Source organism: Pseudomonas sp. BF-RE-21 (genome assembly GCF_019947305.1).
GTDB lineage: Bacteria > Pseudomonadota > Gammaproteobacteria > Pseudomonadales > Pseudomonadaceae > Aquipseudomonas > Aquipseudomonas migulae.
The window spans coordinates 14,894-28,065 of sequence record NZ_JAGYGF010000052.1; the positions used below are offsets into that span (position 1 = coordinate 14,894).

18 protein-coding genes are annotated in these 13,172 nt (G+C 61.8%); 5 read left to right on the plus strand and 13 right to left on the minus strand.

Annotation, left to right across the window (positions count from 1 at the left end; all coding sequences use genetic code 11):
• Positions 1-52 precede the first annotated feature (52 nt).
• From KGB25_RS24660 to nrdR, 12 genes are all read right to left on the minus strand, one after another.
• The gene (locus tag KGB25_RS24660; protein ID WP_223437097.1) at positions 53-853 is read right to left on the minus strand and encodes a cobalamin-binding protein; all 801 of its coding nucleotides are present in this window, start codon (positions 851-853) and stop codon (positions 53-55) included.
• Positions 853-1,272 (minus strand): hypothetical protein, encoded by a 420-nt coding sequence (locus KGB25_RS24665; RefSeq protein ID WP_008033728.1) that lies wholly within the window; start codon positions 1,270-1,272, stop codon positions 853-855. The genes KGB25_RS24660 and KGB25_RS24665 overlap by 1 nt, the downstream gene beginning before the upstream one ends.
• Entirely contained in the window at positions 1,269-1,886 is a 618-nt protein-coding gene (gene ribA, locus KGB25_RS24670) for a GTP cyclohydrolase II (protein ID WP_008033730.1), read from the minus strand. The genes KGB25_RS24665 and ribA overlap by 4 nt, the downstream gene beginning before the upstream one ends.
• 232 nt (positions 1,887-2,118) lie before the next feature.
• Complete coding sequence (locus KGB25_RS24675; RefSeq protein ID WP_192228072.1) at positions 2,119-2,856, minus strand: substrate-binding periplasmic protein; 738 nt, start codon at positions 2,854-2,856, stop codon at positions 2,119-2,121.
• A 21-nt stretch (positions 2,857-2,877) separates the two neighbouring features.
• Entirely contained in the window at positions 2,878-3,381 is a 504-nt protein-coding gene (locus tag KGB25_RS24680; protein WP_008033735.1) for a phosphatidylglycerophosphatase A, read from the minus strand.
• Positions 3,378-4,343 (minus strand): thiamine-phosphate kinase, encoded by a 966-nt coding sequence (gene thiL, locus KGB25_RS24685; RefSeq protein WP_223437099.1) that lies wholly within the window; start codon positions 4,341-4,343, stop codon positions 3,378-3,380. The genes KGB25_RS24680 and thiL overlap by 4 nt, the downstream gene beginning before the upstream one ends.
• Positions 4,344-4,370: 27 nt before the next feature.
• Positions 4,371-4,871, minus strand: coding sequence for a transcription antitermination factor NusB (nusB, locus tag KGB25_RS24690; protein ID WP_008042952.1), 501 nt, complete (start codon positions 4,869-4,871; stop codon positions 4,371-4,373).
• Positions 4,868-5,344 carry a 6,7-dimethyl-8-ribityllumazine synthase gene (gene ribE, locus KGB25_RS24695; RefSeq protein WP_003228649.1) on the minus strand — a complete coding sequence of 159 codons (477 nt, stop codon included), beginning with the start codon at positions 5,342-5,344 and terminating at the stop codon, positions 4,868-4,870. Before ribE ends, nusB begins: the two co-directional genes overlap by 4 nt.
• Positions 5,345-5,435: 91 nt before the next feature.
• Positions 5,436-6,527 (minus strand): bifunctional 3,4-dihydroxy-2-butanone-4-phosphate synthase/GTP cyclohydrolase II, encoded by a 1,092-nt coding sequence (ribBA, locus tag KGB25_RS24700; protein ID WP_008033745.1) that lies wholly within the window; start codon positions 6,525-6,527, stop codon positions 5,436-5,438.
• A gap of 16 nt (positions 6,528-6,543) precedes the next feature.
• Positions 6,544-7,209: a riboflavin synthase gene (locus tag KGB25_RS24705; RefSeq protein WP_096514815.1), complete on the minus strand. Its 666-nt coding sequence runs from the start codon at positions 7,207-7,209 to the stop codon at positions 6,544-6,546.
• A 46-nt stretch (positions 7,210-7,255) separates the two neighbouring features.
• Complete coding sequence (ribD, locus tag KGB25_RS24710; RefSeq protein ID WP_008042947.1) at positions 7,256-8,389, minus strand: bifunctional diaminohydroxyphosphoribosylaminopyrimidine deaminase/5-amino-6-(5-phosphoribosylamino)uracil reductase RibD; 1,134 nt, start codon at positions 8,387-8,389, stop codon at positions 7,256-7,258.
• Positions 8,386-8,850: a transcriptional regulator NrdR gene (gene nrdR / locus KGB25_RS24715; protein WP_003228656.1), complete on the minus strand. Its 465-nt coding sequence runs from the start codon at positions 8,848-8,850 to the stop codon at positions 8,386-8,388. The genes ribD and nrdR overlap by 4 nt, the downstream gene beginning before the upstream one ends.
• A gap of 128 nt (positions 8,851-8,978) precedes the next feature.
• Between nrdR and KGB25_RS24720 the strand changes: the two genes are divergently transcribed.
• From KGB25_RS24720 to trxA, 3 genes are all read left to right on the plus strand, one after another.
• Complete coding sequence (locus tag KGB25_RS24720; protein ID WP_032832770.1) at positions 8,979-9,443, plus strand: YbaY family lipoprotein; 465 nt, start codon at positions 8,979-8,981, stop codon at positions 9,441-9,443.
• Positions 9,440-10,096, plus strand: coding sequence for a class I SAM-dependent methyltransferase (locus KGB25_RS24725; protein ID WP_008042945.1), 657 nt, complete (start codon positions 9,440-9,442; stop codon positions 10,094-10,096). Before KGB25_RS24720 ends, KGB25_RS24725 begins: the two co-directional genes overlap by 4 nt.
• A gap of 171 nt (positions 10,097-10,267) precedes the next feature.
• Positions 10,268-11,140: a thioredoxin gene (trxA, locus tag KGB25_RS24730; RefSeq protein WP_223415638.1), complete on the plus strand. Its 873-nt coding sequence runs from the start codon at positions 10,268-10,270 to the stop codon at positions 11,138-11,140.
• 105 nt (positions 11,141-11,245) lie between these two features.
• Here trxA and KGB25_RS24735 read toward each other — a convergent pair whose 3' ends face one another.
• Complete coding sequence (locus KGB25_RS24735; RefSeq protein ID WP_008033753.1) at positions 11,246-11,584, minus strand: hypothetical protein; 339 nt, start codon at positions 11,582-11,584, stop codon at positions 11,246-11,248.
• A 135-nt stretch (positions 11,585-11,719) separates the two neighbouring features.
• Here KGB25_RS24735 and KGB25_RS24740 point away from each other — a divergent pair, with 135 nt between their 5' ends.
• Positions 11,720-12,304 (plus strand): DUF2796 domain-containing protein, encoded by a 585-nt coding sequence (locus KGB25_RS24740; RefSeq protein WP_223437101.1) that lies wholly within the window; start codon positions 11,720-11,722, stop codon positions 12,302-12,304.
• A 157-nt stretch (positions 12,305-12,461) separates the two neighbouring features.
• Positions 12,462-13,172, plus strand: a complete 711-nt coding sequence (locus KGB25_RS24745; protein WP_008033756.1) for an ABC transporter ATP-binding protein — start codon at positions 12,462-12,464, stop codon at positions 13,170-13,172.

The window sequence follows — 13,172 nt, forward strand, 5'->3', positions numbered from 1 at the left end:
ACCGTGATCCTCTGTAGGAGCGAGGCTTGCCCGCGATGAATGCGCCTCGGTCTCAGCGATCGGGCGCAATCAATTGGCAGAGTTTGGCCGTCGCCTCGATCATCTGCCCACTCGGCCGCTCCAGCCCTTTATCCGTCACCAACCGCAATCGCCCCTGCGCCACCGCCGTCACTTGCGGCCACGCCTTCCACGCCTCCAGCTGCGCCTGATCACTGGCCAGAATCACCTCGGGATTGCGCTGCAACACAGCCTCCACGCTGACTTGCGGCGCCGGCAATGTCAGCTCGGCAAACACATTGCGCGCGCCGCATACGTCCAGCGCATCGCTGATGATCTGCCCGCCACCGACGGTGTACAGCGGACGATCCCAGACCTGATAAAACACCCGCAGCGGTTCATCCCGTCGATAGCGCTGGCGCAGTGCATCGAGACGCTGACGCAGGTCGCCGGCCAATGCCACACCTCGCTCGGGCCGGCCAAGCTGCGTGGCAATTGCCTCGATTTGCGTGGTCAGTTGGTCAAGAGTGTGGGGGTCGGCGACGTACGTGGGGATGTTCAGGCGCTTGAGTTGTTCACGCTGGGCCGAGCCGACACTACCGGGCCAGAGCAGCAACAAATCGGGTTGGAGGCTGAGCAGCCGCTCCATGTCCAACTGGCCGTAACGGCCAACGGAAGGCAGGTCTTTGAGTTCAGCAGGACGATCGCCGGCATCCAGTACGCCGACCAGAAGATCAGCCGAACCCAGCTCAACGACGATTTCAGAGAGAGACGGTGCAAGGCTGACGACGCGCTCGACCGCAGAGGTCAGGCTGCTGACGGCCAGCAGCAAAACCGCCAGCCCGATGTGGCGCATCAGCCGAGTTGACGCGGGATACGGTAGAGGTAGAACAGCACCGTGGTCGACAGCGCCAACAGCACCAACGGCACCGCTTCAAGACCGACGAATACGGCCAACGCACCGATCCAGGCCGGTAAACCGGCGGCCAGAAACGCAGTACGGCGCTTGGCAGCCAGGACAATCCACGCGGCGGGCTCTTCAGGGGTATCGAGGGCTTTCTGGGTGGCGATCAGTGCGTGTTTGTAGCCACCGAAAAACTTCAGGCTGACAAACATCGAGGCCACACCGGCGATGAACAGCGGCATCGCCAGCACCGGCAGGATCGCCTCGCCCTGGCCAAACACGCCGTTGATCACGAACAGCGGCAGCAGGGCCAGCGCCAGGTATTGCCACCAGCTGACGGACAGTCGGCGCCGCACTTGACCGCGGGTCACGCCCGGTCTACCTCACCCTGATGCTCGTTGCCCATCATGTGGTCGAGCTTGCTGGCCTTGGTGGCCAGGTAGAGTTTGTTGTGCGGATTGTGGCCAGTGTGCAGCGGCACGCGCTCGGCGACGACGATACCCATGTCGGTCAAGGCTTTGACCTTGCGCGGGTTGTTGGTCATCAGGCGCAGGGATTTCACCCCCAGGTGCTCAAGCATCGGCAGACACATGGCGTAGTCGCGCTGATCGGCGGCGAAGCCCAGACGCTCGTTGGCTTCAACGGTGTCGGCGCCGCCGTCCTGCAATTCATAGGCGCGGATTTTGTTCAGCAGGCCAATGCCACGGCCTTCCTGACGCAAATACAGCAACACGCCACGGCCTTCGCGGGCGATGGCCTGCAAGGCAGCCTCGAGTTGCGAGCCGCAGTCGCAGCGCTGGCTGAACAAGGCATCGCCGGTCAGGCATTCAGAGTGCAAGCGGCCGAGTACCGGGGCACCGTCGTCGAACTCACCGAGGCTCAGTACAACGTGCTCGCGCCCGTTCTCTTCATCGAGAAAGCCATGCATGGTGAATTGCGCAAAAGGCGTTGGCAGCTTGGAAGCGGCGACAAAAACGACAGGCACCGGTGTGCTCCTGATCAATAAGTACTGGAGATTCGCAGACGCGGCATTGTAACAGCAGGTTCCTACAGACGCTTAGGCTGAATTATGGAGCATAACGATCTAAAAGTTTGATCACAGCCCCGCATCAGAACCTGTAGGAGCCGGCTTGCCGGCGATAGCGGTGGGTCAGACGATTAATTTAGTGACTGGACGGACGCCATCGCCGGCAAGCCGGCTCCTACAAAGGCCGTGTTCAATTCGGGTCGAACGGATACGGCTGTTTCCAGCGTTCGAAAATCGGTTTCAACTGGCCGTTTTTGACCAGTACGTCCATTCGCTGGTCGAACAGCGCCATCAGTTTTCGTGCCTTGGGCGTATTGGCAAAGCACAGGTACAGCGGCAATTCCGCGATGTGCGTGCGCCGGAACTGGGACGGATCCTTGGTCCAGCGGAGCACGTAATCCACCTCGGTCAGCGCGTCGATGTAGTAGTCGGCACGGTTGTGGGTCAGCATCGACAGAATGCCGGTGCGCCGCATCACCTCGTTATAGCGACGTACGTTGGGCAGGTAGTTCTGGAAGCTGTAACCCCGGACCCAGGCCAGCCGGTAGTTGCCCAGCGTCTGCGGCGTCGGCACCGGATTGCTGGCCAGCCCCAGGGCGTAAATGTGATCGGTGTCGTAATTCCAGCGCGGATACAGCAAGTCGCTGACGTCATCCCGATAACCACCGACACAGGCGTCCACTTCGCCACGCTGCGCCAGGCCGATGGCGCGAATGTAGGGTTCGGTCCTGATGTCCAGTTTGACGCCGACCGGTTCGAAGACTTCGCGCAACACGTCCCAACCCAGGCCATGGCCATCGGCGGCGGTGTAGTCTTCCCAGTCTTCGCTGGCCAGATGAATCACCGATGGCGTTGTCACTGCCTCCCCCGCCTGGGCGAGCGAAGCAAACAGTGCGAAACCCATCACAGCCAACCAGCGTCGAGCCATCCTAGTTCCCTGTTCCGCCACTCAGGCGAAAATCCATACCAGCCCCTGCATCGCCAGCCACGCGAACACTCCGGCCAATACGTCGTCGAGCATGATCCCGACACCGCCGTGCACATGCCGGTCAATCCAGTGAATCGGCCACGGCTTGAGGATGTCGAAGAAGCGGAACACCAGAAAACCCGCGAGCAACCAGTACCAGCCTTCCGGCACCAGCCACAGGGTGATCCACATCCCGACCATTTCGTCCCAGACGATGCCTTCGTGGTCGTGCACCCGCAGATCGTCGGCCACTTTGCCGCACAGCCAGAAGCCGAACAGCATGGTGATGCCCAGCATCAGCCAGTAACCCCAGTCGGGCAGCATCTGCCACAACGGAATAAAGGGTAGCGCAACTAACGAACCCCAGGTGCCCGGTGCCTTTGGCAAGGTGCCCGAGCCGAAGCCGAACGCCAGGAAATGCCAGGGATTGCGCCAGACCGACGGCGGTACGAATTCCGCCGGAACCTGTTTGGGATGATCTGTCACGGTGTCTCCCGAAAATGTTGATAGCCCCGTGCTTGCGGGGTGATGTCTTGTCCGGCGGCATCCAGCAGCACAACGCCCTGCCCCGTGACCACGCGCCCGATCACATGGATTGGCCAGCCATCTGCCAGCAACCCCGGCAGCTCGACGGACGGTAAGGTGAAGGCCAGTACGTAATCGTCACCACCGCTCTGGGCGGCGTGTTCGGCGCCCGATTGACCGAGGAGGGCCACTAGGGCCTTCGACAGCGGCAAGCGGTCCCGCTCAACCTGAATGCCGACCCTCGACGCGAGCGCGATGTGCCCGCAGTCGGCGAGCAAGCCATCGGAGATGTCCAGCGCCGAAGTGGCTTTACCGCGCAACGCCTGGCCCAGCGCGAGTTGCGGCTGTGGCGACCAGTAATGCGCCAGCAGCGGATCGGCGATGGCGGCTTCAGCCGTGCGCTGACCGAGCACCAGCGGCAAGGCACCGGCGGCGTTGCCCAGCTCACCGCCGACACACAGCAGGTCGCCTGGTTGCGCACCGCTGCGGGTCAATGCCAAACCACTTGGCACACGCCCGAACACGGTCATGGTCAGGCTCAACGGCCCACGGGTAGTGTCGCCCCCCACCAGCGCAACGCCGCAGTTCTGCGCCATGCGGTTCAAACCACGGGCATAGGCGTCCAGCCAATCGGCGGTTACCGTCGGCAAGGTCAGGGCAAGGGTAAAGGCAACGGGAGTGGCGCCCATGGCCGCCAGATCGCTGACGGCCACGGCCAGCGAACGCTGACCGAGCAGAAACGGGTCGCAGGGGTCTGCGAAATGCACACCGGCCACGAGCGTGTCGGTGGAAATCGCCAGCTGCTCCCCGGGGGGAACAGCGAGCAAGGCGCAGTCATCGCCGATCCCCAGGGCAACGCCTTCGCCGCCCTGCGCACAAGGCGCGGCGGCGAAGAAATTGCGGATCAGCTCAAACTCGCCCATGGCTGAGACAAAGAGTTCAAGCGCCAATCAGCGCTTGAACGCCTTCACTTCAGCTTCACGCAGACGCGGGGCCAGCTTGTCGAGTACACCGTTGACGAACTTGTGGCCGTCGGTGGAACCGAAGACCTTCGCCAGTTCGATACCTTCGTTGATCACAACGCGGTAAGGCACGTCGACACGCTCGAGCAGTTCCCAGGTGGACAGGCGCAATACCGCCAGTTCAACCGGGTCCAGCTCTTCGATGGTCAGGTCCAGGCAAGGTGTCAGTGCGGCGTCGATACGGTCTTTCTGCGCGGGAACCCCATGCAGGATTTCACGGAAGTAGGCGCCGTCGACATCGCTGAAATCGTTATCGACCCGGAACTGCGCTTCGATCTCGTTCAGCGATTGCCTGGCCATGTGCCATTGGTACAGCGCCTGAGTCGCGAGCTGACGGGCTTCGCGACGCTTGACGCTTTTCGATGGCTTGCCGGCATCCGCAGGCTTTGGATCGCGCGGGTTGAAACGATCGCTTTCGTCGCTAATCACTTGGCCTCCAACTGCGCCAGCAGGCTGACCATTTCCAGAGCGGACAGGGCAGCTTCGGCACCTTTGTTACCGGCCTTGGTGCCGGAACGTTCGATGGCTTGCTCGATGGAATCAACGGTCAGGACGCCGAAGGCAACCGGAACGCCGAACTCCATGGACACCTGGGCCAGGCCCTTGGTGCATTCGCCCGCCACGTATTCGAAGTGCGGAGTACCGCCACGAATGACCGCGCCCAGAGCGATGATGGCTGCGAACTCGCCCTTCTGAGCGACTTTCTGCGCAACCAGCGGGATTTCGAAGGCGCCAGGTGCGCGGATGATGGTGATGTCGCTTTCGCTCACGCCATGGCGAACCAGGGCATCAACTGCACCGCTGACCAAGCTTTCAACAACGAAGCTGTTGAAACGGCCCACTACCAAAGCGTAGCGGCCTTTAGGGGCGATGAAGGTACCTTCGATGGTCTTCAGGGTCATTCGTTAGTTCTCTTAAAGAGCCGGGACGCGTCTTCTACGCGTCCCTCAGTGATATTTGAACCGCGAATACAGGGCCGGGAACAACCGGTCATTATTCGGAGGGCACGTATTCTACAACTTCCAGATCGAAACCGGATATCGCATTAAATTTCATTGGCGCAGACATCAGGCGCATTTTGCGCACGCCCAGGTCCCGAAGGATCTGCGAACCGGCACCGACGATGCTGTAGGTGGTCGGTTTTTTCACCGCGGCGTGATCGGCGGTTTCGCGGATGTGCGCCAGCAACACGTCGCCATCGAGCGGGTGACCAAGCAACAGCACCACGCCGCTGCCAGCCTCGGCAACCGCGGCCATGGCGGCGCGCAGGCTCCATCGGCCCGGTTGCTTGACCATCAACAGGTCGCGCAGCGGGTCCATGTTGTGCACGCGAACCAGGGTCGGTTCTTCGGCGCACACGGTGCCCAGGGTCAGTGCCATGTGCACGTCGCCTTCCACGGAATCACGATAGGTCACCAGGTTGAATTGGCCCAGTTCGCTGTCCAGCGGCTGCTCGGCAATCCGCTGAACGGTACGTTCGTGGATCATCCGGTAGTGAATCAGGTCGGCGATGGTGCCGATCTTGATGTTGTGCTCGGCGGCGAAAGCTTCCAGTTCGGCGCGACGGGACATGGTGCCGTCGTCGTTCATCACTTCGCAGATCACGCCGCTCGGCTCGAAACCGGCCATGCGCGCGAGGTCGCAGGCGGCTTCAGTGTGGCCGGCGCGAGCCAGGGTGCCACCGGCCTGGGCCATCAGCGGGAAGATGTGGCCGGGGCTGACGATGTCTTCAGCCTTGGCGTCTTTCGCGGCAGCGGCCTGCACGGTGCGCGCACGGTCGGCGGCGGAGATGCCGGTGGTCACGCCGGTGGCCGCTTCGATGGACACGGTGAACTTGGTGCCGAAACCGGAACCGTTACGTGGTGCCATCAACGGCAGCTTCAGCGTTTCGCAGCGCTCGCGGCTCATCGGCATGCAGATCAGGCCACGGGCGTGCTTGGCCATGAAATTGATGTGTTCGGCCTGGCAGCACTCGGCGGCCATGATCAGGTCGCCTTCGTTCTCGCGGTCTTCGTCATCCATGAGGATGACCATCTTGCCTTGGCGGATGTCTTCAACCAGTTCTTCGATGCTATTGAGCGCCACAAGGCACCCCCTTGGGTCAGGATTTGAGGTAGCCGTTGGCGGCCAGAAAGCTTTCAGTAATGGTGCTGCCGGCAGTTGACTCTGCGGCCTTGTCGCCCAGCAACAGACGCTCCAGATAACGGGCCAGCAAGTCCACTTCCAGATTCACCCGGCGACCCGGCTGGTACGACGCCATGATGGTTTCGCTCAGGGTGTGCGGAATGATCGTCAGCAGGAACTCGGCACCATCGACCGCGTTCACGGTCAGGCTGGTGCCGTCGACGGTGATCGAGCCTTTGTGGGCGATGTACTTGGCCAGTTCTTTCGGTGCACGGATGCGGAATTCCACGGCACGTGCGTTCTCGGTGCGGGCAACCACTTCGCCCACGCCATCGACATGACCGCTGACCAGGTGCCCGCCGAGGCGAGTAGTCGGGGTCAGGGCTTTTTCCAGATTGACCGGGCTGCCGCTTTTCAGGTCGTTCATGGCGGTGCAGTCGAGGGTTTCGCGACTGACGTCCGCGGCAAAACCGTTGCCTGGCAGCTCAACGGCCGTCAGGCACACGCCGTTGACCGCGATGCTGTCGCCCAGTTTGACGTCGCTCAGATCGAGCTTGCCGGTTTCTACATGGACCCGCACATCTCCGCCTTTTGGGGTCAATGCACGAATACTGCCGATGGATTCGATGATGCCGGTAAACATGAAGTCCTCCTCGAGAACAGGGCCGTCGCGTGGCGCAGGCCCGGAATTATACGCTCGCCGATGGCGCAGGAATGGCAATGACTCGCCAGTCATCGCCAACCGCGCGGATTTCAGTGATTTTGAGCTCGGGCGCGTCTTTCATCTGCGCCAGCGGCCAGTCGAGCAATGGTCGGGCCGAAGAGCCAAGGAACTTGCCGGCGATGAAAATCTGGAATTCGTCCACCAGTCCTTGCTGGGCAAAGGCCCCGGCCAGACGTGGACCGGCCTCGACCAGCACTTCGTTGACGCCGCGATTGGCCAGTTCGACCAGCAACTTGCGCAGGTCAACCAAGCCATCGTCGCCGGCCACGATCAGGCATTCCGGGCCGTTGGCGTATTGTTCTTCAATCGCCATGCAGGTGGCGACCAGCGCCGGGCCGGCCTTGAAGAATGGCGCATCCAGCGGCACGCGCAGGCGGCCATCGATTAAAACGCGCAGCGGCGGACGGCTCATTGCCAATGCGGTTTGCTCGGCGTCCAGCCCCAACTCGTCAGCGCGCACGGTCAAACGGGCGTTATCCGCCAGCACCGTGTCGGCGCCGGTCAGCACCACGCTGGCCTGGGCGCGCAGGCGTTGAACCGCCGAACGTGCGGCCGGGCCGGTGATCCATTGGCTTTCGCCGCTTTCCATCGCTGTGCGACCGTCGAGGCTCATGGCCAACTTGACCCGCACGAACGGCAAGCCATGTTCCATGCGTTTAAGGAAGCCTTGATTGAGCTTGCGTGCCTCGCCTTCCAGCACACCGCTTTCGATGGCAATGCCGGCCTGAGCCAGGCGCTGCATGCCACGACCGGCCACCGACGGGTTCGGGTCCTGCATCGCCGCGACGACGCGTGCGAGGCCGGCATTCACCAGCGCATCGGCGCAAGGCGGCGTGCGGCCGTGGTGGCTGCACGGTTCGAGGGTCACGTAAGCGGTGGCTCCACGGGCCTTTTCGCCCGCAGCGCGCAGCGCGTGGACTTCGGCGTGGGGTTCGCCGGTGCGCTCGTGCCAGCCTTCGCCGACAATCTGCCCGTCCTTCACGATCACGCAGCCAACACGCGGGTTGGGATGCGTCGTGTAATGGCCTTTGCGCGCCAGTTCCAGGGCGCGCGCCATGTAATGGGCGTCGAGGATGGCAAGCTCTGTGGAGGTGGTCATTCTTTCACCGGCTCACGGGCCAGGCGATCGATCTCTTCGCGGAACTCGTTGAGGTCCTGGAAGCGCCGATACACGGAGGCGAAACGAATGTAGGCGACTTCATCGAGCTTTTGCAGCTCGGCCATCACCAGTTCACCGACCACGAGGGACTTGACCTCGCGCTCGCCGGTGGCGCGCAGCTTGTGTTTGATGTGCACCAGCGACGATTCGAGGCGCTCGACACTCACCGGGCGCTTCTCCAGCGCACGCTGCATGCCGGCGCGGAGTTTTTCTTCGTCGAACGGCTGGCGGCTGCCGTCGGTTTTGATCAGGCGCGGCAACACCAGTTCAGCGGTTTCGAACGTCGTGAAACGCTCGCCGCAGGCCAGGCATTCGCGCCGGCGGCGCACCTGTTCGCCCTCGGCGACCAGACGCGAGTCGATGACCTTGGTGTCGTTGGCACCGCAGAAGGGACAGTGCATGGTGGCAGGCAACAAAAAAAGGGAGGGCCATGGTAGCGCATCCCGGTGGCAAGACAAGCCATAGGGTTTGCGGTATACAGACTGGCTATAGAGAATGATCCATGGATTTCACCTTGCTGGAGCCGCAAATGTCACTCAGACCGCTCGTATTGCTCAGCCTTTTCAGCCTGTTGGTGGCCTGCAGCAGCGATGCACCCAAGCCCCAGCCGCCTACGCCCGGCCCCGCTCCACAGGCGGCGCAGAAAAAAGCCCGCGAGTCCGCCAACCTCGGTCCGCTGCCCGCTTATCAGCGTGAATTGAGCGGCACCTTGCAAGGCGTGCCGGCCGGTGCCGAAGTCGAATTGGCGCTGCTGGTGATCGATGAAAAGGATCGCCCGCAACAATTGCTCGCCAGCTCCAGCCTGATCGGCACCAATCAGGTATTGCCGTTTCACCTGCGCTTCAACCCGGATTCGTTTCCGGCCGGTGCCCGCGTGGAACTGCGAGGCCGCGCCAGCCAGTCCGGCCAGCTGATTTTGCACCTGCCGTCGCAAGTCATCACCCAGCCGACGACCCAGGCCCTGGGTCAACTGCAATTCGTCAAAGCGCCATGATTGCACCGCTCGACCTGCAACAGGCGTTGGGGGAGTTACTGGGCGATGCACAACTTGTCCCGGTCGCCCTGCCCGATACCGCCCTGAAACTCTGGCTGATCGACGGTGACAACATGGACCGCGCCTTCAGCCCGGAAGAAACCCGGCGGATTCTGCATGAGCCGCCGTACTGGAGTTTCTGCTGGGCCAGCGGGTTGTCGATGGCCCGTTATCTCGCTGAATTCCCCGAGTGGGTCAAAGGCAAACGCGTGCTGGATTTTGGTGCCGGTTCCGGCGTCGCGGGGATTGCCGCGGTAAAGGCCGGGGCGCTGGAAGTGGTGGCGTGTGACCTGGACCCGCTGGCGATTGCCGCCTGCCGGGCGAATGCCGAACTCAATGAAGTGGAGCTGAGTTACTCGACGGACTTTTTCGCCGAGGCGGATCGCTTTGATCTGATCCTGGTGGCCGATGTGCTGTACGACCGGGAGAATCTGCCGCTGCTCGATGAGTTTTTGAGTCGCGGCCGGGAAGCGCTGGTGGCGGATTCGCGGGTGAGGGATTTTCGTCATCCGTTGTATCAACGCATCGAAATGCTCGAAGCGATGACCTTGCCGGATCTGGCCGAGCCTGAAGAGTTTCGGTATGTGAGCCTGTATCACGCGCGGCGCGCTTAAAAGCTTCGCGGGCAAGCCTCGCTCCTACAGGTTTAGTGCCGCTCTTAATAACGACGCGGACCTGTAGGAGCGAGGCTTGCCCGCGAAGGCCATCTGTCAGACTGCGCACACTTTCAGCTACCCCCCGCCAAGCCGTATAGTTGCCCCATTCACGCTTTTACGAGATCCCCCATGAGTCAGCAAACGCCGTACATCTTCGACGCCACGACTGCCGATTTCGACCAGTCGGTGATCGAGAACTCTTTCCACAAACCGGTGCTGGTGGATTTCTGGGCCGAATGGTGTGCGCCCTGCAAAGTGCTGATGCCGATGCTGCAGACCATCGCCGAGAGCTATCAGGGCGAGTTGTTGCTGGCCAAGGTCAACTGCGATCTGGAACAAGACATCGTCGCTCGCTTCGGCATCCGCAGCTTGCCGACCGTGGTGTTGTTCAAGGATGGCCAGCCAGTGGACGGTTTTGCCGGTGCGCAGCCGGAATCCGCCGTCCGCACCATGCTGGAGCCTCACGTACAAATGCCGCCACCGGCGGCGGCTGATCCGTTCGAACAGGCTCAGGCGCTGTTTGACGAGAGCCGTTTCGCTGACGCAGAAGCCATTCTCAAAGTGCTGCTGGGCGAAGACAACACCAACGCCAAAGCGCTGATTCTGTATGCCCGTTGCCTGACTGAACGGGGTGAGCTGGGTGAAGCGCAAACCGTGCTCGACGCGGTGAAAAGCGATGAACACAAGGCCGCATTGGCCGGTGCAAAAGCGCAGATCCAGTTTCTCGGCCAGGCCAAGGACTTGCCGGATGCCGCCGACTTGAAGGCGCGCCTGGCGAAGAATCCGCAGGACGATGAAGCGGTGTATCAACTGGCGATCCAGCAACTGGCCCGTCAGCAGTACGATGCGGCGCTGGATGCGCTGCTCAAGCTGTTCGTGCGCAACCGCAGCTACAGCGAAGGCTTGCCGCACAAGACGTTGCTGCAAGTGTTCGAATTGCTGGGCAATGATCACCCGCTGGTGACCACGTATCGCCGCAAGTTGTTTGCTGCGTTGTACTGATAGACCGCGTTTTCGTTCATCGCCAGCAAGCTGGCTCCTACAGGATTTGCACGGACCTGTAGGAGCCGGCTTGCCGGCGATGGCGGCCGCACAAACAACGCATTTCTACAGCCAGCGATACAGCGGCGTATCACCGCCACTCTCCACCTTCACCTCCGCGCTATGCCGCAACCGCACCAGCAGACGCTTGCCCGACGCTGCACTGCCAGTCAAACCTTCCAGTTGCTCCAGCAAATCCGGCCCGCTCAGTTGCCCGGCCTTGCGCAGCAGATCCTTTGCGACCTGCCACTGCGCATCATCCTGATTCACCGGTTTGGCCGGCGCTGCACTGACCTCTGGCTTGACCACCTGCACCTGCGCGCCGAGCCGCGCCCAGTCAGCGTCGTCCATCTCCAGGGTCAAATCCACCGGCCAGTCGCCGATGCTTCCGCGTATACGCAACATGGTTTCGCTCCCGCACATTTCTGACCTGCATGCTCCCATGGGACTTGTGCAACGCCAAGTAGCCGGTCAAACTCCTCGCACTTACGTTATAAGATTACATAACAAATTCTTCATTTTACTTTTCGGAGACCCGCCATGCGCCGTCTGCTGCTCGCTTTGCCGTTTGCCCTGTTGCCGCTGGCCATCGCCCATGCCGCTGATGAACACGACCATGAACACGGCAGCCTCGGTGCCCACGAGCATGGTGTCGGTCGCCTGAACGCAGCGCTGGACGGTCAGACCCTGGAGCTGGAACTGGAAAGCCCGGCGATGAACCTGGTGGGTTTCGAACACGCGGCCACCACTGACGCCGACAAAGCCAAAGTCGCCGCCGCCCGTGCGCAACTTGAAAAACCGCTGACCCTGTTCAACCTGCCGAAAGCGGCGGGTTGCGTGGTCGCGACTCAGGAACTGGAAAGCCCGCTGTTCGGTGACAAGCCGGATGCCGATGATGATCATGATCATGACGACGATGCCAAAGACGAGCATCACCACGACCACAGCGAAATCCACGCTCACTACCAGTTCACCTGCGCAACGCCGGGCGCACTGAAAACCCTGGATCTGGCAAACCTCTTCAACACGTTCCCGGCGACCCAGAAAATTCAGGTACAACTGATCAGCCCGAGCGGGCAGCAAGGGGTAGAAGTGACGGCCAAGGCGGCCGCCCTGAAATTCTGATCCACCACCACCCCCTGTAGGAGCGAGGCTTGCCCGCGAAGAGGTCGTCACATTCAACATTGATGTCGACTGGCAGTATGCCTTCGCGGGCAAGCCTCGCTCCTACAAGGGATTGGTGTTGCATGTGAAATTGAGACAACCCAATGAAACCGGTGTTATGACCCAAGCACTCATCGAACTGTCCGACCTGGGCTTCAGCTGGCCCGGTCACCCGCCGCTGCTGGACATCCCGGCCTTTCGCCTGGAACCGGGTGAAACCCTGTTCCTCAAAGGCCCCAGCGGCAGCGGCAAGACCACCCTGCTCGGCCTGCTCGGTGGCGTGCAAAAGCCCGATCGCGGCAGCATTCGCCTGCTCGGCCAGGAACTGACCGAACTCGGCGCCGGGGCGCGTGATCGCTTTCGCGTCGATCACACCGGCTACATCTTCCAGCAGTTCAACCTGCTGCCGTTTCTCTCGGTGCGCGAGAACGTCGAACTGCCCTGCCACTTCTCCAGGCTGCGCGCCGAACGGGCGATCCAGCGCCATGGCAGCGTCGATCAGGCGGCGGCAACCTTGCTCGCTCATTTGGGTTTGAAAGATGAAAGCATCCTCGGCCGCCGCGCCGACTCGCTGTCCATCGGCCAACAGCAACGCGTCGCCGCCGCCCGTGCGTTGATCGGTCAGCCGGAACTGGTGATCGCCGACGAACCGACTTCTGCTCTGGATTACGACGCCCGCGAAAACTTCATTCGCCTGTTGTTCGCCGAATGCCGCGAAGCCGGGTCGAGCCTGTTGTTCGTCAGCCACGACCAAAGCCTTGCGCCGCTGTTCGATCGCAACCTGTCGCTGGCCGAACTCAATCGCGCCGCCACGCCTGCAGAGGTTTGA